The 25,180-nt window shown below is 65.1% G+C and carries 19 protein-coding genes; 7 read left to right on the top strand and 12 right to left on the bottom strand.

The genetic code is table 11. The annotated features are described in order from the left end of the window. Nucleotides 1-2 precede the first annotated feature (2 nt). Nucleotides 3-779: an SDR family oxidoreductase gene (locus tag ACN0V4_RS01190; protein ID WP_417672680.1), complete on the bottom strand. Its 777-nt coding sequence runs from the start codon at nucleotides 777-779 to the stop codon at nucleotides 3-5. A gap of 185 nt (nucleotides 780-964) precedes the next feature. Here ACN0V4_RS01190 and ACN0V4_RS01185 point away from each other — a divergent pair, with 185 nt between their 5' ends. Then, the gene (locus ACN0V4_RS01185) at nucleotides 965-1,969 is read left to right on the top strand and encodes an AraC family transcriptional regulator (RefSeq protein ID WP_417672679.1); all 1,005 of its coding nucleotides are present in this window, start codon (nucleotides 965-967) and stop codon (nucleotides 1,967-1,969) included. A 6-nt stretch (nucleotides 1,970-1,975) separates the two neighbouring features. Here ACN0V4_RS01185 and ACN0V4_RS01180 read toward each other — a convergent pair whose 3' ends face one another. Continuing rightward, a complete protein-coding gene (locus tag ACN0V4_RS01180) occupies nucleotides 1,976-2,515 on the bottom strand; it encodes a winged helix DNA-binding protein (RefSeq protein ID WP_417672678.1) in 540 nt (179 codons plus the stop codon). Nucleotides 2,516-2,637: 122 nt separating this feature from the next. Between ACN0V4_RS01180 and ACN0V4_RS01175 the strand changes: the two genes are divergently transcribed. After that, a complete protein-coding gene (locus tag ACN0V4_RS01175; RefSeq protein ID WP_417672677.1) occupies nucleotides 2,638-3,726 on the top strand; it encodes an LLM class flavin-dependent oxidoreductase in 1,089 nt (362 codons plus the stop codon). 5 nt (nucleotides 3,727-3,731) lie between these two features. Then, nucleotides 3,732-4,232, top strand: coding sequence for a flavin reductase family protein (locus tag ACN0V4_RS01170; RefSeq protein WP_417672676.1), 501 nt, complete (start codon nucleotides 3,732-3,734; stop codon nucleotides 4,230-4,232). A 148-nt stretch (nucleotides 4,233-4,380) separates the two neighbouring features. Here ACN0V4_RS01170 and ACN0V4_RS01165 read toward each other — a convergent pair whose 3' ends face one another. Next, nucleotides 4,381-4,953 (bottom strand): cupin domain-containing protein, encoded by a 573-nt coding sequence (locus tag ACN0V4_RS01165; protein WP_417672675.1) that lies wholly within the window; start codon nucleotides 4,951-4,953, stop codon nucleotides 4,381-4,383. 164 nt (nucleotides 4,954-5,117) lie between these two features. Between ACN0V4_RS01165 and ACN0V4_RS01160 the strand changes: the two genes are divergently transcribed. Then, nucleotides 5,118-6,401, top strand: a complete 1,284-nt coding sequence (locus tag ACN0V4_RS01160) for a 4-aminobutyrate--2-oxoglutarate transaminase (RefSeq protein WP_417672674.1) — start codon at nucleotides 5,118-5,120, stop codon at nucleotides 6,399-6,401. Beyond that, entirely contained in the window at nucleotides 6,398-7,873 is a 1,476-nt protein-coding gene (locus tag ACN0V4_RS01155) for an NAD-dependent succinate-semialdehyde dehydrogenase (protein ID WP_417672673.1), read from the top strand. The genes ACN0V4_RS01160 and ACN0V4_RS01155 overlap by 4 nt, the downstream gene beginning before the upstream one ends. A gap of 116 nt (nucleotides 7,874-7,989) precedes the next feature. Here ACN0V4_RS01155 and phbB read toward each other — a convergent pair whose 3' ends face one another. Genes phbB through ACN0V4_RS01140 form a run of 3 tightly spaced genes read right to left on the bottom strand, consistent with a single transcriptional unit; the run spans nucleotide 7,990 to nucleotide 10,977 of the window. Continuing rightward, nucleotides 7,990-8,712, bottom strand: coding sequence for an acetoacetyl-CoA reductase (gene phbB / locus ACN0V4_RS01150; RefSeq protein WP_417672672.1), 723 nt, complete (start codon nucleotides 8,710-8,712; stop codon nucleotides 7,990-7,992). Between the two features lie 33 nt (nucleotides 8,713-8,745). Continuing rightward, nucleotides 8,746-9,519, bottom strand: a complete 774-nt coding sequence (fabI, locus tag ACN0V4_RS01145) for an enoyl-ACP reductase FabI (protein ID WP_417672671.1) — start codon at nucleotides 9,517-9,519, stop codon at nucleotides 8,746-8,748. Nucleotides 9,520-9,564: 45 nt separating this feature from the next. Further along, entirely contained in the window at nucleotides 9,565-10,977 is a 1,413-nt protein-coding gene (locus ACN0V4_RS01140) for a bifunctional enoyl-CoA hydratase/phosphate acetyltransferase (protein ID WP_417672670.1), read from the bottom strand. A 405-nt stretch (nucleotides 10,978-11,382) separates the two neighbouring features. On the opposite strand from ACN0V4_RS01140, the gene ACN0V4_RS01135 reads away from it, so the two are divergent. Then, nucleotides 11,383-11,763, top strand: coding sequence for a hypothetical protein (locus ACN0V4_RS01135; protein ID WP_417672669.1), 381 nt, complete (start codon nucleotides 11,383-11,385; stop codon nucleotides 11,761-11,763). 123 nt (nucleotides 11,764-11,886) lie between these two features. Here ACN0V4_RS01135 and ACN0V4_RS01130 read toward each other — a convergent pair whose 3' ends face one another. From ACN0V4_RS01130 to ACN0V4_RS01120, 3 genes are all read right to left on the bottom strand, one after another. Next, complete coding sequence (locus ACN0V4_RS01130; RefSeq protein WP_417672668.1) at nucleotides 11,887-14,001, bottom strand: DEAD/DEAH box helicase; 2,115 nt, start codon at nucleotides 13,999-14,001, stop codon at nucleotides 11,887-11,889. A 288-nt stretch (nucleotides 14,002-14,289) separates the two neighbouring features. Beyond that, nucleotides 14,290-16,218 (bottom strand): FAD-binding monooxygenase, encoded by a 1,929-nt coding sequence (locus ACN0V4_RS01125; protein ID WP_417672667.1) that lies wholly within the window; start codon nucleotides 16,216-16,218, stop codon nucleotides 14,290-14,292. Nucleotides 16,219-16,461: 243 nt separating this feature from the next. Then, on the bottom strand, nucleotides 16,462-17,379 hold the full coding sequence (locus ACN0V4_RS01120) for a LysR substrate-binding domain-containing protein (RefSeq protein WP_417672666.1): 918 nt from the start codon (nucleotides 17,377-17,379) through the stop codon (nucleotides 16,462-16,464). Between the two features lie 246 nt (nucleotides 17,380-17,625). Here ACN0V4_RS01120 and ACN0V4_RS01115 point away from each other — a divergent pair, with 246 nt between their 5' ends. Then, a complete protein-coding gene (locus ACN0V4_RS01115) occupies nucleotides 17,626-22,434 on the top strand; it encodes a cadherin-like domain-containing protein (protein WP_417672665.1) in 4,809 nt (1,602 codons plus the stop codon). A gap of 127 nt (nucleotides 22,435-22,561) precedes the next feature. Here the strand turns inward: ACN0V4_RS01115 and ACN0V4_RS01110 are convergent, their stop codons facing one another. From ACN0V4_RS01110 to ACN0V4_RS01100, 3 genes are read right to left on the bottom strand one after another with little or no spacing between them, the layout of a single operon-like run. Continuing rightward, nucleotides 22,562-23,458, bottom strand: a complete 897-nt coding sequence (locus ACN0V4_RS01110) for a carbohydrate kinase family protein (RefSeq protein ID WP_417672664.1) — start codon at nucleotides 23,456-23,458, stop codon at nucleotides 22,562-22,564. Next, nucleotides 23,455-24,291 carry a carbohydrate ABC transporter permease gene (locus ACN0V4_RS01105; RefSeq protein WP_417672663.1) on the bottom strand — a complete coding sequence of 279 codons (837 nt, stop codon included), beginning with the start codon at nucleotides 24,289-24,291 and terminating at the stop codon, nucleotides 23,455-23,457. The genes ACN0V4_RS01110 and ACN0V4_RS01105 overlap by 4 nt, the downstream gene beginning before the upstream one ends. Continuing rightward, a complete protein-coding gene (locus ACN0V4_RS01100) occupies nucleotides 24,281-25,174 on the bottom strand; it encodes a carbohydrate ABC transporter permease (protein WP_417672662.1) in 894 nt (297 codons plus the stop codon). The genes ACN0V4_RS01105 and ACN0V4_RS01100 overlap by 11 nt, the downstream gene beginning before the upstream one ends. Nucleotides 25,175-25,180: the final 6 nt, after the last annotated feature.

Here is a 25,180-nt window from a genome sequence, read left to right as displayed (position 1 = left end):
GCTCATTCCATCAGCAGCGGAATAGCGGGCTTGGCCTGTTCCGGCCCCATGGCGGTATAGCCGCCGTCGACCCGGATATCGGTGCCGGTGATAAAGCTGGCCTCGTCCGAGCAGAGGAAGAGGATGGTATTGGCCACCTCTTTCGGATCGCCGGTGCGGCCCAGCAGATGGAAGGGCGCCGCCACCTTGTCGGTCTTGGCGCGATCACCGCCAGACAGCTCATCCATGATGTTCGACCAGGTCCATCCGGGCGACACCGCGTTCACCCGGATGCCGTCGGGCGCCAGATCCATCGCCTGATTGCGGGTCAGCTGCAGGATCGCCGCCTTGGAAACCGGATAGAGCCAGCGCCCGGTCTGCGCCACCCGGGCCGAGATCGAACCGAAGTTGACGATGGCGCCCTTGTTCTTCGCCAGCTCCGACCGCGCCGCCTGCATCAGCATGACCGAGCCCACGATATTGACGTTCAGCGCATCCAGCCATTCGGCCCGCGTCGACTCCGCCCCGTTGTCCAGATAGGTGCAGGCGACATTGACCAGAAAGTCGATCCGCCCGAAGGCCTCCTTGGTCGCGGCGACCAGCGCCTCGATCTGATCGTCGTGGCGGATGTCGGTTTCCTTGAAGATCACCCCATCGGTTTCCAGCGCCTTGCCGTTGGCGACGTCGATATCCGCCGCCATCACCCGCACGCCCGCGGCGCGCAGCGCGCGGACAACCGCCTGACCGATCTTGGTGGATGCGCCCGGAACGATGGCGACCTTGCCGTCCAATCCTCTCATCTGAGGGACTCCCTGTGTTTTGTTTTAGTATTAAAACAAATGCTGCCCCGGCTTCGGGCAGCCCGCTATCCGCATCGCGCGTCCGCTGTCCGGATCGCGAAAATTTTTTGACCGCGGGCTTTCCCGGCTGCTAGGCTTGCTGAAATTTCTGCTTTGCCCCGATGCGCGAAGAGGTGATGGGCAGAATGACCCGGACAAGGACGGATACCCCGCTGCTCGCGGCCCATCAGCTGTTCAGCAGCCGTGATCTTGAAGAGACCCGCGAGCGGGTGGCGCAGGTGTTTTGCCCGCATCGGCTGGAGACGCTGGAACACGCCCCGGTCAAGGCGCTGCACAATCACATCCGGGGCGAACGGCTGTCGCTGAACTATATGGAATACGGCGCCGCCACGCTGATCGAACCGGGCGAGCTGCAAAGCTTCTATCTGGTGCAACTGCCGCTTGCCGGGGGCGCCCGCGTCATCAACGGCGGCGACCGCTATGACTCCGATCCGACCCGGGCGGCGGTGCTGAACCCGCAGCATCCGACCTCGATGCTCTGGACCGCGGGCACCCGGCAATTGCTGGTCCAGATCGACCGCGCGGCGCTGCAACAGCATCTGGCCGATCTGCTGGGCGCCCCGACGCCCGAACCGGTCAAGTTCACCGGCGCCATGGACTTGCGATCAGGCATCGGCGCCATGCTGCGCCAACTGGTCCTGCATCTGGCGACCGAGATCGATGCCGGTCGCTCGACCTTCGGGCAGGCTGGGCTGATGAACCGACAGATCGAAAGCACCCTGATGACCGGGCTGGTCGAGGCGCTTGAAAACAATTACTCGGGCCTTCTGGGCCGCCCCGTCCCCGCCGCGACCCCGCACAAGCTGCGCCGGGCCGAGGAGTATATCGAAGCCCATCTCGACAGCCCCCTGACGATGGAGCAGATCGCCCGCGCCGCCGGCACCACCCCGCGCAGCCTGCAGATGGCCTTTCGCGACTTTCGCGGCACCACGCCGATGACCTTCCTGCGCGACCGCCGGCTGGAACGCGCCCACCGCGATCTGACGAGGCCCGGCGCAAATACCAGCGTGACCGACGTGGCCACCGCCTGGGGCTTTACCCATCTGGGTCGGTTTTCCCAGGCCTATCGCGCCCGCTATGGCCAAAGCCCCAGCGACACGCTGCGCGCCGCGCTGGGGCTGCTGCACTGACCGCCCTCAGCGCCTGAGCGTCGCCGCCATCCGGGCCGCTTCCTCGTAAATCCCGGTCAGGATGTTCAGCGCCCGGGTCGCCTCCTGCAACTGATCGCTCAGCCCCGGCACGCCCTGGATCCGTTCGACCAGCAGCTTGCGCCGGATCGCGCCATATTGGTCGGTCACCTTCCGCCCCGCCGCCGTCGCGCTATAGGTCACCCCGGTGCGCCCGGCGCCCTGCTTTTCCACCAGCCCGGCGCCCACCAGCTTGCGCAGCGAATACTGGATGTTCGGGATATCGTCGCGATTGCTCAGCCGGGCCAGCTCCTTGATCGACTTCGGCCGGTCGTTCATCCGGATGATATGCAGCAGCGCATTCTCCGGCCCGCTGGCCGCCAGATCGGAGACCGAGGCCAGACATTCCGACTGCCAGCGCCCGAATCCCTCGAAGGCGCGCATCAGCGCGAACTCCAGTTCGGTGGTGCAGACCTCGGCCGCGTTTCCGGACAGGTGCCAGCGGAAGTTCACCGCCCCCTCGTCACTGTCGTTTTTTGATGCAGTCACCGTGTATCTCCTTCGCAAACCGATCTTGCGAAGGGGAATGAGGGGGTGCAACTCGATTTTTAAATAGACTTTCAAATGTAAATTACAAACAATCTTCCCATCCAACATGGGAGAACAAGAAAATGACCAACCTGATGATGAAGAAAGAAGGCTTCAAGCTCGGCACCTTCTCTTCCAACTGCTCCTCCGGCATGACGGTGACCAAGCTGCCCGAACGCTGGAAGAACACCTGGGACAACAACCTCAAGCTCGGCCAGATGCTGGACGAGGCCGGCATCGACTTCATGCTGCCGATCGCCCGCTGGATCGGCTATGGCGGCGAAACCGACTTTCACGGCGGCGTGCTGGAAACCATGACCTGGGCGGCGGGGCTGCTGGCCTCGACCAAGAACATCAGCGTCTTCGCCACCATCCACACCGCCGCCAACAACCCGGTGGTGATCGCCAAACAGATCGCCACCATCGACCAGATCGGCCACGGCCGCGCCGGGCTGAACATCGTCGCCGGCTGGAACAAGCCGGAATACGAGGCGCTGGGACTGACCCTGCCCGATGATCACGAAACCCGCTATGGCTATGCCCAGGAATGGTTCGACGTGATCCGCAAGCTGTGGTCCTCGGACGACTATTTTGACTGGGAAGGCACCTATTTCCACCTCAAGCATGTGATCGGCGACCCCAAGCCGGTGCATGGCACGGTGCCGATCCTGAATGCCGCCGGCTCGCCGCAGGGCCGCGACTTCGCCACCGACAACGCCAATTACCTGTTCACCCCGGCGATCGACCTCAACCGGTCGAAGGATGAAATTCAGGAGCTCAAGGAACAGGCAGCCGGCAAGGGCCGCGACATCGGCGTGCTGACCTTCAGCCATGTCATCTGCCGCGAGACCGAGGATGAGGCGCGGGCCTTCCAGAAGCATGTCACCGACGACAACGCCGATTGGGAGGCGGTGGACAATCTGGTCAACCTGCAGTTTGCCCATGCCCACAGCTTCCCGCATGATCTGCTGGCCCAGATCCGCTATCTGATGGCGCAGGGACATGGCGGCTTCCCGCTGGTCGGCACCCCGGAACAGGTGGCCGAAGGCATCATCAAGCTGCACGAGACCGGCTTTGCCGGCACCACCCTGTCCTTCGTGGATTATGTCGAGGAATTCCCGCTGTTCCGCGACCGTGTGCTGCCGATCCTGGCCGAAGCCGGGATCCGATAAGCCTGATGGCGCAACAGACCGCCCCCGACGGCAAGAGCTTCACCGGCGCGATGCGCGCGCTGGTGGGCAATTGCTCCGTCCTCACCGTCGGCGAGGGAGAGGACAGCACCGGCCTGGTGGTGACCTCGGCGATCTCGCTTTCGGCCGAGCCGCCGCTGCTCCTGGCCTGCGTCAACCGGTCGTCCTCGAGCTGGCCGATGTTCGGCCGCTACGGGCGGTTCGGCTGGTCGTCGCTGGGGGCCGGCCACCAAGGCGTCGCCGAACGCTTCAGCGGCTTCGGCGGCGTCAAGGGGCCGGACCGCTACCAGGGCGCCGACTGGGTGACGGCGGTGACCGGCGCCCGGCTGCTGGCCGACGCCCCCGCCGCCTTCGACTGCGAGGTTGAGGAGATGATCGACCGCGCCACCCATTCGATCGTGATCGGCCGCGTCCGCGCGCTGATCACCACGCCGGACCAGGGCGCGCTGATCTACTGGAACGGCAGCTTCCGCGCCCTGACCGCCTGATCTTCCGGCCCGCGCCCTCCCCGTCACGGCCCGCCCCTGACCCCGCCGGCCCGCCCGCGCGGGGTCTTTTTCGCGGCCCCGCCCTTTTTCTAGCTGCAAATATCCCCGCCGGAGGCACGCGCCGGCAGGCGCGTCGCACCCTTCACGCTCAGAAGGTCGGCGGGGTGCAGGCGCTGACCACCACGCATTTCTCCGGCCCCACCTGCTTGAACCGATGCGGCTTGCGACTGTCGAAATAATAGGCGTCCCCCGGCCCCAAGGTCTTGCGCTGATCCCCCACCGTCACCTCCACCCGGCCGGCGATCACCACGCCGCCCTCCTCCGCCTCGTGCCCATAAAGCTTGCGGCCGGTATCGGCGCCGATGTCATAGGTCTCCAGCAGGATCATCATCGCCTTGCCATAGAGCGTCGCGCCCACCTGCTTGAACGACAGCTTGCCCTTGCCGATCTCGACCAGATCCTCGGCGGCGAAGAACACCGTCTGCTCTGTCTCCGGCTCGAAGGCAAAGAACTCCGACAGCCCCACGGGAATGCCGTCAAGAATCCGTTTGAGCGCCCCGACCGAGGGGTTCACCTTGCCCGATTCGATCAGCGAGATGGTGGAATTGGTCACCTCCACCTTTTTCGCCAGCGCCCGTTGCGACAGGCCGGCGCGTTCGCGCAACAGCCGCAGCCGGCGACCGATATCCAGATCAAGACTCTGCCCCGCCTCGTTGCTCATGTTCAATATCCCGCAACATTCTTGATTTAGTCCCATCAATATCAATCAGATACGACCCGAAAAAAACAGACTTTTTTTGCCATCGGGAAACACTAGGGTTCCCGCTTGTTCGGGGCTCGCCCGGGCCGGGGCCGAAGGCCCCGTTCATATGAGAGGACATCAGGATGTCGAACGCAGACCTCGCCGCCCGTCGCGCGGCCGCAGTTGCCCGCGGCGTGGGCGTGCAGACCCAGATCTATGCCGAGCGCGCCCAGAATGCGGAAGTCTGGGACATCGAAGGCAACCGCTATATCGACTTCGCCGCCGGCATCGCCGTGGTGAACACCGGCCACCGTCACCCCAAGGTGATGGCCGCGGTCGAAAAGCAACTGGGCAGCTTTACCCATACCTGCCACCAGATCCTGCCCTATGAGCCCTATGTCCGTCTGGCCGAACGGCTGAACGATCTGGTGCCGGGCGATTTCGCCAAGAAGACGGTTTTCGTCACCACCGGCGCCGAGGCGGTCGAGAACGCCATCAAGGTTGCCCGCGCCGCCACCGGCCGCAGCGCCATCATCGCCTTCGGCGGCGGTTTCCACGGCCGCACCTTCATGGGGATGAGCCTGACCGGCAAGGTCGCGCCCTATAAGATCGGCTTCGGCGCGATGATGCCCGATGTCTATCACATCCCCTTCCCGGTCGAGCTGCATGGCGGCTCGGTCGCCACGACGATGGACATGCTGGAACGGCTGTTCAAGGCCGATCTCGACCCCGCCCGCGTCGCCGGCATCATCATCGAGCCGGTCCAGGGCGAAGGCGGTTTCTATCCCGCGCCGGCCGAGCTGATGCGCGCGCTGCGCAAGCTCTGCGACACCCATGGCATCGTGATGATCGCCGACGAGGTGCAGACCGGCTTTGCCCGCACCGGCCATCTCTTCGCGATGGAGGGCTATGACGTCGCCGCCGATATCACCACCATGGCCAAGGGTCTGGGCGGCGGCCTGCCGATTTCCGCCGTCACCGGCCGGGCCGAGCTGATGGACGCCGCCATTCCGGGCGGTCTGGGTGGCACCTATGGCGGCAACCCGCTGGGCGTCGCCGCCGGCAATGCCGTGCTCGACGTGATCGAGGAGGAAGACCTCTGCGGCCGCGCCAACGAGCTGGGCGCCCGCCTGCGCCAGCGGCTGGAAGCGATCCGCGCGACCACGCCGCAGATCGTCGACGTGCGCGGCCCCGGCATGATGGTGGCGGTCGAGTTCAACACTGCCGATCGCAGCGCCCCGGACGCGGATTTCACCAACCGGGTGCGGATCGAGGCCGAGAAACGCGGGCTGATCCTGCTGACCTGCGGCGTCTATGGCAACGTCATCCGCTTCCTCGCGCCGCTCACCATCCAGGACGAGGTCTTTGCCGAGGCGCTCGACATCCTCGAAGCCGCGATCGAAGCCGCCAAGGAGGCCGAGGCATGACCGCGACCTTCCCCACCGCCCGTCCGCTGAAGGATCCGAGCCTGCTGGAAACCCGCGCCTATGTGAACGGCGAATGGATCGCGACGGAGAAAACCTTCGCGGTCTATGACCCGGCGACCGGCGCCTGCATCGCCCATGTCGCCGATCTGGACGCCACCGACGCCGCCGCCGCCATCGACGCCGCCCATGCCGCGCAACCCGCCTGGGCCGCCTGGACCGGTAAGGAACGCGCCGCGGTGCTGCGCAAATGGTTCGATCTGATGGTCGAGAACGCCGACGATCTGGCCACCATCCTCTGCGCCGAAATGGGCAAGCCCTGGCCGGAATCGCGGGGCGAGATCCTCTATGGCGCCTCCTTCATCGAATGGTTCGCCGAAGAGGCCAAGCGCATCTATGGCGATGTCATCCCCGGCCATCAGCGCGACAAGCGCATCGTGGTTCTGAAACAGCCGGTGGGTGTCGTCGGCTCGATCACGCCCTGGAACTTCCCCAATGCGATGATCGCGCGCAAGGTCGCCCCGGCGCTGGCCGCCGGCTGTTCCTTCGTCGCCCGCCCGGCCGAGCTGACGCCGCTGTCGGCGCTGGCGATGGCGGTGCTGGCCGAGCGTGCGGGCGTGCCCGCCGGCATCTTCAACGTGATCCCCGGCAGCGATGCCTCTGGCGTGGGTCAGGAGCTTTGCGCCAACCCGAAGGTGTCGAAGATCACCTTCACCGGCTCGACCCGGGTGGGGCAGATCCTGATGCAGCAATGCGCCCCCACCATCAAGAAGATGTCGCTGGAGCTGGGCGGCAACGCCCCCTTCATCGTCTTCGACGATGCCGATCTGGATGCCGCAGTCGAAGGTGCGATGATCGCCAAATACCGCAACAACGGCCAGACCTGCGTCTGTGCCAACCGGATCTATGTGCAGGCCGGCGTCTATGACGCCTTCGCCGAGAAGCTGAAGGCCAAGGTCGGTACGCTGAAGCTGGGCAACGGGTTTGACGAGGGTGTGACCACCGGCCCGCTGATCTCGGAAGCCGCGCTCGCCAAGGTCGAACGCCATATCGCCGATGCGGTCGCACAGGGCGCCGAGGTGATCGAGGGCGGCCAGCGGTCGAACCTGGGCGGCACCTATTTCCGCCCCACCGTGCTGACCGGCGCCAAGCCGGGCATGGCGGTGGCGAAGGAGGAAACCTTCGGCCCGCTGGCGCCGCTCTTCAAGTTCGAGGACGAGGCCGAGGTGATCGCCATGGCGAATGACAGCGACTTCGGTCTGGCCAGCTATTTCTACAGCCGCGACATGGCCCGGGTCTGGCGCGTCGCCGAAAAGCTGGAAAGCGGCATGGTCGGCATCAACACCGGCCTGATCTCGACCGAGGTGGCGCCCTTCGGCGGCATCAAGCAGTCGGGGCTGGGCCGCGAAGGGTCGAAATACGGGATCGAGGACTACCTCGAGATCAAATACCTCTGCCTGGGCGAGATCGCCTGAGCACCCAACACGCCGGCGGTTCACCTCTTCCCTTCGGATCGCCGCACTCAGTCGATCCCGGCGCGCCCGGATCGCCGCGCCCCCGTTACCCCGGGGGCGCGTTTTTCATGTCCGACTTACGTCAGATACTGACCGCCGTTCGCGGTCAGGGTCGAGCCGGTGATGAAGCCCGCGTCATCCGAAGCCAGGAAGACCACGCAACGCGCGATATCCTCGGGCTCGCCCAGATGACCCACCGGGATCTGCGCGGTGATGGCGTCGCGGATGTGCTGTTCCACCGCCATGACCATATCGGTGGCGATATAGCCCGGGCAGATCGCGTTGATGGTGATGCCGGCGCGCGCGCCCTCCTGCGCCAGTGCCTTGACGAAGCCAATGTCGCCGGCCTTGGCCGCCGAATAGTTGGCCTGCCCCGCCTGCCCCTTCTGCCCGTTGATCGACGAGATGCAGACGACGCGGCCGAACTTGCGTTCACGCATGCCGGTCCAGACGTTGTGGGTCATGTTGAAGGCGCCGGTCAGGTTGGTGCTGATCACCTCATGCCACTGCGCCGGCGTCATCTTGTGGAAGAAGGCGTCGCGGGTGATGCCGGCATTGTTGACCAGCACCGAGACCGGCCCGAGTGCGGCCTCGACCTCGGCCACGCCCTTGGCGCAGGCCTCGTAGTCGGCCACCGACCACTTGAAGGCGGGGATGCCGGTTTCCTCGGTAAAAGCCTTCGCCGCGTCGTCGTTGCCGGCATAGTTGGCTGCAACGCTATATCCCGCCTCCTTGAGCGCGATGCTGGTCGCGCGACCGATGCCCCGGGTCCCGCCGGTGACGATTGCAACTTTGGTCATTGTCCTCTCCTTACAATGAACATGGCCCGACCATCAGGCCATGAGGTGGAAACTGTTGTCAGCGTAGATCACCGATCCGCTCATCGGAGCAGCGGCCTCGCTGGCGAGAAAGGCGGCGATCCGGCCGACCTCCTCGATCGAGACAAGCTGATGCGACGGCGTGCGATCGCGCACCCTGTCGATCAACTCGTCGAAATGGGCAATGCCCGAGGCCGCGCGGGTCCTGATCGGCCCGGCCGACAGCGCGAAGGCGCGGATATTGTCCCGCGCCAGATCGGCCGCGGCATAGCGCACGCTGGCCTCCAGCGCCGCTTTTACCGGGCCCATCAGATTGTAATCCTCGACCACCCGATCGGCGCCGAAATAGCTGACCGTCATCAATGATCCGCCCTCGGTCATCAGCGGCCGGGCGTATTTCGCCAACCGCAGGAAGGAATGGCAGGAGATATCCATCGCCATAGCGAACCCCTCGGCCGAAGAGTTCACCACACTGGTGTGCAAATCCTCGCGCGGGGCGAATGCGATGGAATGAAGCAGAAAATCGAGCCGCCCCCAGGTGGTGGCGATCGTCTCGAACAGCGCCTCGATCTGCGCCGGCTCGCGCACCTCGCAGGGCATGAAAAGGGCTGCGTCGACCTCCTCCGCCACCGGCTGGACGAAGGGTTTCGAGGTATCGCTGCGATAGGTCAGCGCCAGTTCGGCCCCGGCGTCGCGAAAGGCGCGGGCACAGCCGGCGGCGATGCTCTGGGCATTGGCCACCCCCACCACCAACCCCCGCTTGCCGCTCAGATCGACCAGTTTCAACATGTCTTCAGCCCCTCTCGGTTGCAGGTCAGGATCGACGCTCTCATCTCACTCCTCCTCTGCCAGGGCGGCCAGGCGCCGCGCCGCTGCCAGCTTTGCCAGCGCCGCCGAGGCGATTCGCGCGCTCATCGGATCGGCGCGGCCGGTCAGCACGATCGGCACCCTGGCGCCCAGCACCAATCCGGCGGCGGTGGCATTGCCGAAATAGATCAGCTGCTTGGCCAGCATGTCGCCGGCTTCGAGATTGGGCACCAGAAGAATGTCGGCCTGTCCCGCGATGGGCGAGGTGATCCGCTTGGTCGCCGCCGCCTCGGCACTGATCGCATTGTCAAAGGCCAAGGGCCCGTCGACCATGGCGCCCGAGATCTGTCCGCGCGCCGCCATGGCGGTCAGCGCGGCGGCGTCGATGGTGGCGGGCATCTGCGGATTGACCGTCTCGACCGCCGCCAATGCCGCCACCTTTGGGCAGGCCACCCCCAGCAGATGCATCAGATCGACCGCGTTCTGGCAGATGTCCCGCTTTTGCTCCAGCGTCGGCAGGATGTTGACGTTGGCATCGGTCACCATCACCAGCTTGGCATAGGCCGGCACGTCCATCACATAGACATGGCTGATCCGCCGGTCGGTCCTGAGCCCCGATCCATGCGCCGTCACCGCCCCCAGCAGCTCATCGCTGCGGATCGAACCTTTGACCAGCATCGAGACCCGGCCCGAGACCGCCAGCTCAACCGCGCGGGCGGCGGCGGCATGGCTGTGGGCCACCGGTTCGATCCCGATCCCGTCGAGCGACAGGCCGGTTTCCTCGGCCAGGGCGCGAATCTTCGCCTCCGGCCCGATCAGCAGCGGGTCGAGCAGACCTTCGTCGCGCACCTCGATGGCGGCGCGCAGGGCGGCGGCGGAACAGGGATGCACCACCCCCGCCTTGACCGCAGGCAAGGCGCGCGCCTCGGCGATCAGCGCCTCGAAACGACTGGGGCGCCGGATCGTCACCTCCGGCAGAGAGGTCACCGGCAGGCTGACCGGCTCGTCCGGCGCCTTGACGGTAGCGAGCCCCGACAGGACATCCTTGCCGTTCTGATTGGTACAGACGGTTTCCAGCGTCACCCGGTGATCACGCGCGCGCTTTTCGATCACCCGCACGGTGGCGGTGATGGTGTCGCCCGGGGCAACCGGCCGCAGAAACCGGATTTCCTGGCCCAGATAGATCGTCCCCGGCCCCGGCAACCGGGTGCCAAGCACCGCCGAGACCAAAGCGGCCGTCCACATGCCATGGGCGATCACATGGCCGAAGATGCCCTTTTCGGCAAAGACCGGATTCAGATGTGCCGGGTTGGTGTCCCCCGAAACGGTGGCGAAAAGCGTGATGTCGTCCGGGCCCACGGTTCGCGTCAGACTGGCGCTGTCGCCAATCTGGAGCTGGTCGAAGACGCGGTTGGACAGGATCTCGGCGGGCTGTGTCATCGAAACCTCTTTCGTGTTTTCGCCAGACCCCGGTTCGCCAGAGATCCCCGTCCCGGAGATCCCCGAACCGTTCGACGGCGCCAGCCCCGGCATAGGCATCGGCTGTGACATTCAGTTGAACACCGTCCTGCCTCCTCCCCCGGCCACGAATGCGGCTCAGCCTGCAGTTGAATTCATCCTGTCCCGGCCCGAGCGACGGGGGCAACAGCCAAAGAAGTTTGGATTTTCCCAATCTTGGCCCCACCGGGCTTCGCCTGATTTCCAGGCGGCTCTGCCCAGTTCGACATCAGTTTTCGCCCCGGATTTGGGGAACACCGATAAAGCCAACTCCATCCCCGACCGTGCGGGGAGCCTCTTGAGGCCAAGCCTCTATTCTTGTTGAATTGTCAAAGATCGTTCAGGCGAGTGATCTTCGCACTATTCACGCTTTACGGGCAAAACGCCATCCGCATCGACGATTTTTTCGGTGACTATGCAGGTGATCCCAAGAGGGCCGAAGCCGAGGTGTCGCGCCCTCCCTACACCCGCCAGCAATCGCTCAGCCGCAGCGGCGGCGCGATCAGAAGAAACGGCCTCAGATCGAAACGCGACGCTATTTTCAGCCGGGAATTGGTGCTGTCGGAAACATGGGATTTCCCCGGGAATTATTGGCGCGCCGGACGGGCCCGCAATTCCGGGATGACCTTGGGAATTGGAACACCTGCTCGCGTCCGGGGCCAGCCCGCCCCTGTTTCGACGGAAGGCCAGATAACATATCGCGCGCCAGTTTTCTGGAACCGGAGGTAATCGACGATATCTGCCGGAATAGGTTCCCGCATCGGGTGAAACCGGCGGGCGAGGGCCTTGCGACCTCGGCAGGCGGGCAGGTCACCGCCCCTGGGGGCAGCGACCCGCACACCTCTGTCTGGGTCAGGGCTTGCCGCGGCGCGGCGCGTCATTGCCGCTCAGCCGCGGGGCACGCGGTTTGCGCGGCGCCGTCGCGGTCTTCCCCGGCGGGGTGAAGCGTTTCGAGCTGTCCCGGGCATCGGCGGGGGCAGAGGCCTTGGGCTTGCCCTTCGGCTTTCCTGCGGGCTTGAAATCAGCCTTTCCGGCGGATTTGTAGTCGGTCTTGGCCGCAAATTTCCCGGCCGGCTTGCGGGTATCCGACTTGGCCTTGCCGCTGGGGGCAGCCGTCGGTTTGGCCTTGAACGGCTTCTTCGCCGGGCGAACCTCCACCGCGCTCGTCTCCTCGTAACGCGGCTTCTTCTTGGCGAAGGGTCTCGGCTCTGCCGACGCGGGACGATCTGCCGACACGGGGCGAGCAGGCCGGCTCGGGCGCTCTGGCGCGGGGCCGGATTCGGATGCCGCCGGGCTGGGACGCGGCCCCCGCGACTGCGGCTTCGCGTCATTGCTCCGCCGCGGCTGCGACTTGAAGCCACCCTCGCGCCGGGCCCCGCCGGGAGCCGACAGATTGGGCTGACCATCCAGCAACCTTGCGGTCACGCCATCCTCCAGAAGGCCGCCCTCACCAAGCGCGCCGACAAATCCCTCGACGTTGGCTTCGGCGATTTCGACAAAGGTCTCGGTGTCCTGCACCCGGATCGCGCCGATGGCGGATTTGTCCAGCCCGCCCGTGCGGCACAGCAGCGGCAACAGCCAACGCGCCTCGGCGTTACGATCGCGACCGACCGAAAGCGAAACCCAGCGGCTCGGGCCGAACTCCTTCTGCTCGCGCGCGGCGGGCTTGCTGTCGGGCGGCAGAAGATCTTCCGGCGCGGCGCGGCGTCCTTGGTAGAGGCGCAGATAGGCCGCGGCGATCACCTCCGGAGTATGTTCCGCCAGCAGGCGGGCGGCAAAGATGGTCTGCTCCTCGGTCATCGGCTCGTCCCAGGCGGGATCGGCAAGCAGGCGCTCCTCGTCCTTGCGCAGGATGTCCTCCATCGAAGGCGCGACGGTCCATTCGGCGCTGAGCTTGGCCCAGCCCAGCAGACGTTCGGCGCGCTTCACCGACTTCGGCGGCACGATCAGCGCCGAGATCCCCTTGCGACCGGCCCGGCCGGTACGACCAGAGCGGTGCAGCAGCGTCTCGGCATTGGTCGGCAGATCCGCATGGATCACCAGGGTGAGGTTCGGCAGGTCGATGCCACGCGCCGCCACATCGGTGGCCACGCAGACCCGGGCGCGGCCGTCACGCATCGCCTGCAGCGCATGCGACCGCTCCGACTGGCTCAATTCGCCCGACAGGATCACCGTCGACAGACCGCGATTGGCCAGCCGCGCGGCCAGATGGTTCACCATCGCCCGGGTATTGGCGAAGACGATGGCGCTCTGGTCCTCGTGGAACCGCAGCAGGTTGAAGATCGCGTGATCGCTGTCCGAGGCCGCCACGCGGATCGCCTGATAGGCGATATCGGCATGCTGCCGGGTGGTGTCGATGGTGCTGATCCGGCGAGCGTCGCGCTGGTATTGCTGGGCAAGCTTGGCGATCATCGGCGGCACGGTGGCCGAGAACAGCAGCGTGCGCCGGTCTTCCGGCGCCTCGCCCAGCATGAATTCCAGATCCTCGCGGAACCCGAGGTCGAGCATCTCGTCCGCCTCGTCGAGGATGACGGCGCGCAGCGCGCTCAGGTCAAGCGACTGGCGTTCGATGTGATCACGCAGGCGCCCCGGCGTGCCGACGACGATATGCGCGCCCCGGTCGAGCGTCCGCCGCTCCTCGCGCATGTCCATGCCGCCAACACAAGAGGCCACCACCGCGCCAGTCCGGGAATAGAGCCAGGACAATTCGCGTTTCACCTGGAACGCCAGTTCGCGCGTCGGCGCCACGACCAGCGCCAGCGGCGCCGCCGCCGGACCAAAGCGGCTCGCCTCGCCCAGCAGGGTCGAGGCGATCGCCAGCCCGAAGGCCACCGTCTTGCCCGATCCGGTCTGCGCCGAGACCAGCAGATCCGCCTCCATGACGTCCGCTTCGATCACGGCCTCCTGTACTGGGGTAAGCTTATCGAATCCGCGCTCGGCAAGCGCCTCGGACAGGGGGGTGATCATGATCAGAAATCCATGGGCTGGCGTCAAAAGGCGCCGTGAGGGGGTGGTCGGGGGCGACACGAGAGCATCGCCAATACCGGAAGTTGCGCCCGAAGTATATGGCGAAATCACTACAGCCGGGCACGACCTGCGGCCCCAAACGGCCAATTTAGCCGTTTTTCCCCCGCCGGGGCGGGTCAGAACGGGGCCTGCGGGCAGAACACCGCCCCCCACGCACGCCAGCGCGCGACCCTGCGACCGCCCGCCCCTTGGAGAGGGCCGGCGGCCGAATCCTCGCCCAACCCCGGTTCAGCCCTCCCTGGCCGGCAGCAGGAAGCCGTCGAAGAATGCCGTAAGCTCCACATAGGCGTCCAGCGGCAACACATGGGCGATATACTGATCCGGACGGACCACCACCATGCAGCCCCGCGCGCGGTCGATGCCCCGCAGATCAAAGATATCGCCCGCCCCCTTGTGATCGACGCAGAAGACTTTCTCATGGTTCTGCAGACCGAGCTTTCCCGTCGCGGGCTTGAGCAGCGACGGCATATCCTCGTAGGCGAGCGCCTCGAAGGTTTGCTGGAAGATCGCACGCAGGTCGATCACCGCGTCGATATCCTCCCCCTCGCGGGTGAATTTCACCACCGGTGAGCCGGGATCGCCTTCCAGCCAATCGGCCAGACGATGGATGGCAGACCCCGGCGCCGAGCTGTCCTGAGCCCCGGCGAAGGCATAGATCCGCCAACGACCATCAGCTTCCGCCGCATGGCCAAGCTGCATCCGCATTGCATCGGCCAGGCGCACCACCGGGGCCGAGTGGAAACGGCGGCCGATCTCCTCGCCCAGGGCCAGCGCCTGATAGGTCGGCGCCGCCACCAGGGCCGAGGCCTGATATTGTACCGCGAGCCCGCCGGTGAATTCGAGATTGTCGATGAACTGCCTTTGGAACCGCGGCATGTCGGCGGCGTCGAGCTTGGATTCCCCCGGTGGCGCCGACATGATCCGGGCCCATTCGTGATCGGTGTCGACCAATCGTTTGGCCTCGACCCAGCGTTCGGCGGAATAGCTGTGCAGCAGGCTTGGATCCGACCGCCCCTGCAGCACATGCGCCAGCTTCCAGCCGAGATTGAAGGTATCGCCCATCGAGACGTTCATCCCCTGCCCCGCCTTCGGGCTATGGGTGTGACAGGCATCCCCGGCGGTGAAGACACGCGGGGTACGGTGGGCCGCCGCTCCGGCGGGCACATCGTCGAACTTGTCGGTCATCCGATGGCCGATCTCATAGATCGACCACCAGACGACCTCTTTCACCTCGATGGTATAGGGCTGCATGATCCGGTTCGCCGCCGCGATCATGTGGTCGGCGGTGAAGTTGCGGCTGGCCACCCGTTCGCCGGGGTTGAGCTTGTCGAGTTCGACATACATGCGGAACAGATAGCCACCCTCGCGCGGCAGGATCAGGATGTTGCCCTCCTGCGCCGACTGGATCAGGCATTTCTGGCGCACATCCGGGAAATCGGTATTGGCCAGGATGTCCATCACCCCCCAGGCCTGATGCGCCGCGTCGCCGTGCAGCGTGCCGCCGATCGCCTTGCGCACGCTCGACCGCGCGCCATCCGCGCCAACCACGTAATTGGCCCGCACCGTGGCGGTCTCCCCGGCGTTCACCCCGGTGTTCTCCAGCGTCACCGTGACCGGGTGGTCGTCAGTCGTGGTATCGACGATCAGATCACGCACCGCCCAGCAATAATCCGGTTCGAGCCGCGCCGGCGCATTCCGCATCACGTCGAGAAACAGCTCGTGCACCCGCGCCTGGTTCAGCAGCGTGTGCGGCATTTCCGAACTGTCCTCGGGCACGTCCTGCACCCGGCCGATCCGCCTGATATGCGCCGGATTGGCGGGATCTGGCGTCCAGAAGGCGGTCTGGTTCACCCAATAGGCCTCGCGCTTCACCTTCTCGGCAAAGCCGAAGGCCTGAAACATCTCCATCGTCCGGGTGTTGACGCCATCGGCCTGCCCCTTCTCGATCGGGCCGGGCTTCTGATCGACGATCATGGTGTCGATGTCGGGAAACTGCGCAAGCTGCGCCGCAAGACAAAGCCCCGCCGGACCGCAGCCGGCGATCAACACGTCCACCTTGTCGGGCAGCGCCGCATAGGGGCCGCGATCCCGTCGGCAGGGCGCCGCGGTCCTGATGTCAGGGTCGCCCCCGCGAAAGCCGTCCACATAGAATTGCATCGCTTTTCCTCCTCTGCCGCGCAGGCGGTCCCCATAGGGCATTTAATATCCATGCTTATTATATTCCGTCAATAGTTGATATGTATGCAAATCATTATCATCAAGATCATGATATAAAACACATTTGTTGGCATGATCGGGTTTCAGACCATCGGCATTTCCGGCTCAGAGGCGCGCGGAATACCTGATTCGGCGGCCAAAGCCGTCGCTATCCGCCCCCCCGTCAGACGGTGCCAGAGGTGCCTAGCGCCCTGCCCCGGCCTGCTGCGGGCGCAGCGCCGGCCCGAGCCGCCCCGGCGCAGGGCGCTGGCAGGCGGCGGTGAAACGGCGGATCAACGGCAGATGCCGCCGCTCCTCGAGGCAGACGACATATTCGTCGACGCCTTCGTCGACATCCCGCAGCGGCACGAAGGCCAATCGCGGGTCGGAGCCGAAGCCCAGATCGGTGACGACACCGCAGCCCATGCCGTTCAGCACCGCCTCGCGCATGCCTTCGCGCGACGAGACGGCGATCGAGCTTTCGATCGCCAGCCCGCGAGCGGCCAGGCTGGTCTCGAACACCTCCTGGGTGCGCGACCCGCGCTCGCGCATCACAAAGGTCTGGTCCAGGATGTCACCCAGCGCCACGCCGTCGGGATACGCCGCCAAGGGATGCGCCAGCGGCACGCAAAGCCCCAGGCGGGTGCTGAGGAACTTGACCCCGTGCAGGCGGGCATCATCGGGCCGACAGGCGGTGATCGCCGCATCGGCGCGCCGGTCCAGCACCCGTTCGATCACCCGCGCGGAATTGTCGATCGACAGCGTCAGCGTCATATTCGCCCGCTCGGCCCGGAGCAGCGCGAAGATCGACAGCGCCGGATAGGGACCATCGGCAGCGATGCGCAGATGGCCGCTGTCGCGGCGGCTCTTGGTGCGCAGAAAGGCATTCGCCTCCTGCTCGGCCTTGAACAGACGGGTGGTGATCTGGAACAGCTCCTCCCCATGCGGGCTGAGCACGACGCCAGAATTCTTGCGCTCCAGCAGATTGACGCCGCAATGCGCCTCGAGCGCCCGGACATGGGCCGAGAGGGTCGGCTGGCTGACCCCCATGTCCCGCGCAGCCTGAGAGAAGCCGCCGGACAGGGCAACCACATGGAAGGCTTTCAACTGTTTCGTGGACATGACGTCAACGGCTCCGATGGCCAGGGCAGCGCGTGCCGAAGAACGGGCGCGCCCGCAGGCGTTCTCTATACCCAAGCCCTTGACATCAATGTGACACCCGCCGCGACCGCGGTGTTTTTCTATGGCGGGGATAGAAAAACCCCATAGCAAAATCAATGGGTTGTAAGCGATCTGTCACATTTCCGGGACCACGACCCTGTTAACGAGGCCGCGAACACTCACCCCGACCTGAACAGGAACCCCCTCATGTCCTCGTCCCTCGCCACCACCACCACCACCGACGCCTCGGAAGCCGAGGCACCCCAATCGCTGCAACTGCGCGAAGAGATCAACCACCTGCTGATCAAGGAAAGCCAGGAGCAGGTCACCATCACCCTGTCCGATCACTTCACCGGCGAGGGGCTGACTTATAGCGTCACCAACTCGAACGGGGCGGTGATCGATGCCCATATCGAGGGCGGGGTTCTGACCCTCGATGTGCTGGGGCTGCTCGACTACAGCGATCTGACCGTCACCGCCACCGACGGTCTCGGCAACGAGATCAGCGACAGCTTCCGCGCCCGGGTGGCCGGCGACAATGCCTTTACCGTCGCGGTCCTGCCCGACACCCAGACCTATACCTCCAACCCCGACCTGAACCACATCTTCGGCGATATGACGCAATGGCTGGCCGACAATGCGGAGTCGATGAACATCCTCTTCGCCACCCATGTGGGTGACGTGACTGACAACAATTATGATTATCAGTGGGAAATCGCCGCGGATGCGATCAGCAACCTCGACGGGGTGATCCCCTATTCGCTGCTGCCGGGCAACCATGACATGAGCACCGGCGGCCGTGCCAGCGATCACAGCGCCACCTATCTGGACGAATATTTCTCGGTCGCGCATCAGTCCGAGGTCAATTCCGGCTCCTTCGGCGGCACCTATGACGGCGATCCGGACAGCGCCGCCAATACCTATCACAGCTTCACCGCCCCCGACGGCACCAACTGGATGGTGCTGAGCCTGGAATTCTCGCCGCGCGACAACGTGCTGGAATGGGCCTCCGAAGTGCTCGACAGCCATCTCGATTACCGCGTCATCCTGACCACCCACAATTACATGGATTATGCCGGCGTCAACGACGAGCTGGGCCAATACGGCGGCGGCACCGGCACCGATTACGGCCTGGGCAAGGATGTCGAAGGCTATAGCAGCGGCGCCGACATCTGGGAAAAGCTGGTCAGCCAATATCCGAACATCAGCTTCGTCTTCTCGGGCCATATCATCGGCGGCGACGGCGCAGAGACGGCGCAGAGCTATACCGAATACGGCACCAGCGTGCTGCAGATGCTGGCCAATTATCAGGGCGGCGTCACCACCGAGATCTCGGGCGGCAACGGCGGCAACGGCGCGGTGCGGCTGGTCACGATCGACCCGGACAACGGCGCCGTCTATACCGAGACCTATTTCGCCAATCTCGACTCCTACATCGAGGGCTATCGCGACAGCGCGGAGGCCGGCCGCGACGGGCTGACCGGCAGCTATCTCGAGCATGAGGAGGTGATCACCGGGATCGACCTTGGCACGCCGGAACTGCGGGCGCAGGCCGACACCGGCAATGACGTCTTTGTCGACGCCTCGGAAGGCGCGGACAGCACCACGATCACGCTGGACGCCGGCAAATCGCTGAACGGCGATCTGATCACCGCCTATGACTGGCTCGATGCCGACGGCAAGGTCATCGCCACCGGCGCCACCGCCGAGATCGAGCTGGAGGCCGGTCGGCACCAGATCACCCTGCAGGTGACCGATGCCGAGGGCCGGGTGAACAGCGATGACGTGCTGGTCGTGGTCAGCACCGACGACACCCTGCTGGTCGAGAACTTCAACGATGGCACCGCCGCCCATTGGAGCAGTTCGCTGTCCCCGTCTCTGGACAGCCAGACCGAGTTCGTCACGACCGATACGCTGGACCTGCCCAAGCTGGCGGATGGCGACACCGGCGTCATGAGCTTCCCGGCGCTGGAGGTCAGCGGCCAGGGCTTTCTGGTCGATCCCGGCTTTTCGACCGAGGATGGCGCCAAGCTGACCAGCTATACCATCGCCTTCGACGTTCTGGTGCCCTCGGGCCAGGGCAACTGGTTCCCCTTCTTCCAGGCCGATCCGACCAATACCGACGATGGCGAACTGTTCGTCAACACCAACCGCTATGGCGATGGCCGCAACGTGATCGGCAACTCGGGCACCTATTTCGGTGATTTCAGCTATGACGAATGGCACCGGGTGGTGCTGACCGTCGAGGATGCCGGCACCGTCAACGGCAAGAATGTCGCCGGCCTGAACATCTATCTGGATGGCGAGCTGATCGGCTCCTTCGACTATAGCAACGCGCTGGCGAATTACGTGATCGACCCCGAGGTCGGCTTCGTGCTGTTCAACGACAATACCGACGGCGCCACCATGTCGGGCTATATCAGCAGCCTGATGCTGACCGAGGCGGTGCTGACGGCGGCTGAGGTGGCCGAGCTTGGCGGCGTCACCGCCGGCGGCATCCTGACCGAGGCGATCGAGGGCGCGCAGACTTTCCAGCTCGACTTCGGGGGCGACGCTCCCTTGTCCGACAGTTTCGGCGGCACGGGTGGGATCACCATCTTTGACAATGCCGAGGACGATCTGGGAAGCTGGATCGTGCGCGGCACCTATGCCTCGGACGGGGTCAGCCCCGAGGCGGCGCTGGGCGAACTTTACGATGTCAGTGACGCCCCCGGCAAAATGCTGATCTACACCGCCGCCGAGGCGATGGACTGGAGCGATTACAGCTTCGAGGTCACCGCCCATTCCACCGATGACGACGAATTCGGCGTCTATTTCTACTATCAGGACGAGGGCACCTATTACCGCTTCCAGACCTATGACGCCGGCAACTATCGCCGGCTGATCAAGGTCGACAACGGCGTCGAAACGGTGCTGGCCGAGGTCGACAAGGGCTATGTCTTCGACGACGACATCGACGTGAAGGTGGTGGTCGCAGGCGATCAGATCGAAGTCTTCATGAACGGCCAGAGCGTCTTTGGCCCGGTGATCGACGCGGATCCGCTGTCCGGCGGCACCGTCGGGGTATTCTCGAACTATCAGGACGGCACCAGCTTCGACAACGTGCTGGTACAGCAGGTCTCGCTCACCGCCCATGCGGAAGGGTCGTTCCGCGCTCTCGACATGGATGGCGACGGCACCGCTTCGGTCACGCTGAACGGCGCGGATTCCTATGGGCTTGACGAGATCGTCAGCTATAGCTGGCAGCTCGACGGCACAGAAATCGCCACCGGCGCCCGGGTCACCCTGGACCTGCCGGTCGGAACCGAAGGGCTGACCCTGGTGGTCACCGATGCCAGCGGCCGCACCGCCAGCGATTTCGTCGCGGTCGATATCGTCGAGGCCAAGGATATCCTGGTGCACGACAGCTTCGACACCGACAGCCTGACCGATGGCACCTGGCGGATCATCGACCAGGACGGCTCGATCGGCAGCTCGGACTGGCAGCTTGCCGATGGCGCGCTGAGCCAGATGTCGGACATCTACAGCGACCAGCTGACCGGCGGCGGCAATGGTGTCTGGGAACAGCGCTGGAGCCCGCTGGGCGATGGCGTCAACGTCCTGCGCAAGGGCACCATCGCGCTTTATGACGCGGAAGAGGCGGCCGATTGGGCCGACTATTCGGTGCAGACCACCATCGCGACCCCGGAAGGCGATGCCGCCAACGGGCTGGGCCTGGTGTTCCATTATCAGGACGAGGCGAATTACTATAAGCTCGAGCTCGACAGCAAAGGCGGCCTGTGGAACCTGGTCTACGTCAAGGACGGCATCGAAGAGGTGCTGGACCGGGTTCCGGCAAAATACACCCCCGGCAGCACGGTCGAACTGCGGCTCGACATCAAGGACGGGGTGATCTCGGCCTATCTCGATGGCGAGATGATCTTTGCCGATCCGACCGAGGATCATCAGATCGCAACCGGCACCTTCGGGCTTTACACCTGGAAAAGCGCCGGCACCTCTTTCGAGGAGGTCACCGTGGTGTCCCTGGCAAAACCTGCCCCGGTGGTGAATGCCGATCCCATCGCCATGGACGACAGCGGCCTGGAGGCGACGGCCGGGGTGGCCCTGGTGATCGCGGCTGAGGATCTGCTGGCCAACGACAGCGATGCCGACACCGACCAGCTTAGCATCGTCTCGGTGCAGGACGCGGTGAACGGCACCGTCACGCTGAGCGAAGACGGCAAGGTGATCTTTACTCCCGCCCCCGGTTTCGAGGGTGAGGCGAGCTTCACCTATACCCTCTCCGACGGCAACGGCGGCACTGCGACGGCCAATGTCACCCTTGATGTCGAGGCCGATGCCTTCGGCGCCACCGACGCCAATGACGTGATCGCGGCGACGACGGGCGATGATCTGCTGTCCGGCTTCGGCGGCGACGACTTCATCCGCGGCAAGATGGGCGCTGACCAGATCGACGGCGGCGACGGGAACGATACGCTGTTCGGCGGGGCCGGTCGCGACACCCTGATCGGTGGCGCCGGCAACGACACGCTGAGCGGCGGCAAGGGTCAGGACGACCTGCAGGGCGGCGCGGGGAACGACACGCTCCTTGGCGGGCGCGGCGGCGACAGCCTGGCGGGAGGCGAGGGTAACGACATCCTTGCCGGCGACCGGGGAAAGGACGTTCTGAATGGCGGCGACGGCCAGGACACCCTGCTTGGCGGCGGCGGCAACGACCTGCTGGACGGTGGCGCCGGAGACGACCTGCTGGAAGGCGGCGTGGGCAAGGATACCTTTGTCTTCATGGTGGAATATGGCACCGACACCATCACCGATTTCACCGACGACGCCGATACCCTGTGGCTCGATGAACAGCTCTGGGCCACGGATGGGGTGCTGTCGGTGGAAGAGATGGTCAATACCTATGCCACCGAGATCGACGGCAACGTCGTCTTCGACTTCGGCGATGGCACCAAGCTGATCGTCGAAGGCGTCGCCGACCGGACCTTGCTGTTGAACGACATCGACTTTCTCTGATCAGGCGGGGGCGGCTATCGATTTCGAGGGCCGCCACCACCCATTCTTCCAGATCATCAGAGGCCACGAACACCGATGCCGCGGGCGATTATCCCCGCGGCATCTGCCTTTCGCCCCCTGCCCCGGCTCAGGCCGGCCAGCGCTCGCGCAATTCGGCCAGGGCGTCGTCGATCGCCGCCCCTTCGGGACGCGCTCCCAAGGCGCCGATCACGGCCCCGGCAAGGCGAAGCCCCGCCCGCAGCGCCTGCTCCTCGGTCGCGCCGGCCCAGATGGCATGCAGATATCCCGCACCGAAGGCATCGCCGCCACCGGTGCGATCCACCACCGCGACCGGACCCGGCACCACGTCGCAACGACGGCCGTCGCGATAACAGCTCACCCGCGCGCCGGCCTGGGTAACCACGAAATGGTGCGGCCGCCCGGCGATCTCGGCGGCGACGAGGGCGTCGATATCCTGCCGCCCGGTACAGGCGGCCAGCTCATCGGCATTGCTGAAAACATGATCCAACGCCGCCACCAGCGCCGGATCATAGCTGCCGTTCAGATCCGTCGAGACGGTGCAACCAGCCAGATCGGCGCGACGCCCGCCGGCGAAGAGCGTCGGAAAGAGCGCGGCCAGCATATGGACGTGATCATAGCCCGACAGATCGCAGCCCTCGACCAGCGCCGCCCAGAGCGCCGGATCGCGCAACCGCCGGCTCGAGATCATCGACTTCAGCCTGCCGCCGGTCAGGATCACCGAGATCGCGGGCGACACCCCCGCGACCCGGTTTATCCCACCGGTGTCGATGCCGCTCTGCCGCAGGCTCTGCACCGCCGCCTCTGACAGCGGATCGGTGCCGGTGACGGAATAGACATCGACCTGATGCCCCAGCCGCGCCAGCCAGTGGGCGACATTGGCCGGCGCCCCGCCGCCGGCGATCCGCATGTCGTCGGCCACCAGCTTCTCGTGATCCCGCGGCAGCCGCGGCACCTCGAACAGAATGTCGAGCGAGACATTCCCGATCACCGCGACCCGGCTCATTCGTCGATCCGCCCGGTGAAGGCGGCCATGACGAAGCGCTGCGCGAAAAGGAACAGGATCAAGACAGGCAGCATCGAGATCAGCGCGACCGCCATCATCGGCCCCCAGAGCGGCTCGTAATCATCCACCGCGGTAAATACCTTGATGCCGACCGCGAGGGTCCGCTTGCTGTCGGAATCGACGATCAGCAGGGTCCAGAGATAGATGTTCCAGGCCCCGAGAAAGCTGATCACGCTGAGCGAGGCGATGGCGGGCAGCACATTCGGCAGGGCGATCTGCACCAGCTCGCGAAACGGGCCGGCGCGGTCAAGCCGGGCTGCCTCGAACATCTCGCGCGGCAGGCCACGAAAGGTCTGACGCATGAAGAAGACGTAAAAGCCGATATAGGCAATCGACGGCACGATGATGGCGGCGCGGCTGTCGTACCAGCCGATCATCGAAATCCCGATGTAGAGCGGCACGATTCCGATCACGGTGGGAAAGGTCATGGTCACCACGATGATCCAGAACAGCGTCTCGCGCCCACGAAAGCGCATCTGCGCAAAGGCAAAGCCCGCCGGCACCGCGATCAGCATCTTGCCCAGCGTCACCAGCCCGGCGACCAGCAGCGAATTCAGCGTCCAGGCCAGCACCGGATAGCCGGCGAAGGCAGCGCGGAAATTCTCGAACGACGGCTGGTCCGGCCAGAAGCGGAAGGCCTTCTGCAACACCAGATCGTTCGGGGTGAAGGCGGTGGTCGCCACCCAGAACAGCGGAAAGATCGTCACCACCGCGGCCAGCATCAGCAGGCCGTGGACGACCCAGGGCGTTCGTTGCAGGGGTTCAGCTTTCATAATGGACCCGCCTTTCGAACATGCGGAATTGCGCCCAGGTCACCGCGAAGACCAGCAGGATGATCATCACCGCGGCGGCGCTGGCCTTGCCGAACTGGAAGAAATTCAGCCCGCTCTGATACATGTAATAGAGGATATTGGTCGACCGGTTGAAGGGGCCGCCTTCGGTCAGCACGTCGATCACCCCGACGATGTCGTCGAGCACGTTCATCGTGGTGGTGACCGCGACGAAGAAGAAGGTGGGAGAGATCATCGGCAGCTCGATGCTCCAGAACCGCCGCCAGGGCCCGGCATTGTCGATCGCCGCCGCCTCCAGCACCGAACGCGGCACCGCCACCAGCGCCGCCAGCAACAGCAGCATGTTCAGCCCGAAGTTCTTCCAGAAGGTCACCAGCGCGACGCAATAGAGCGCCAGCCCAGGGTCGCTGTGCCAGCCGCTCGGCGGCAGGCCGAACCAGCCCAGCAGCGTGTTGAGAAAGCCGTTCTGCAGATCGAACAGCCAGGACCAGGCGATGCCGGCGGTGGAATAGGCCAGGATCGTCGGCAGGAACAGCGCCGCCTTGTAGAACTGCGACAGCCCCGGGCGACGCACCCGGATCAGCAGGGCGGCCAGCGCCAGCGGCACCAGGATCTGCGCCGGGATCAGCAACAGGCAATAAAGCAGCGTATTGCCCGCGGCGGTGCGGAACCCCGGATCGGCCAGGATGGCGCGATAGTTGTCAAGCCCGACGAAATGCGCCTCGGGCGTGATGAAGTTCCAGTCGCTCAGCGACAGGCCGACCGAAAACAGCACCGGCGCATAGAGCACCGCCGCCACGAACAGCACCGCCGGCCCCACGAACAGATAGGGGGCCAGCAGGGTTGTCATACGTCGCAAGAACATGCGCGC

This window comes from Pseudodonghicola sp., from assembly GCF_048268305.1.
In the GTDB taxonomy this organism is placed as follows: domain Bacteria; phylum Pseudomonadota; class Alphaproteobacteria; order Rhodobacterales; family Rhodobacteraceae; genus Pseudodonghicola.
The sequence above is the reverse complement of the archived record's forward strand: the minus strand, read 5'-3'. Positions and strand labels throughout refer to the sequence as shown.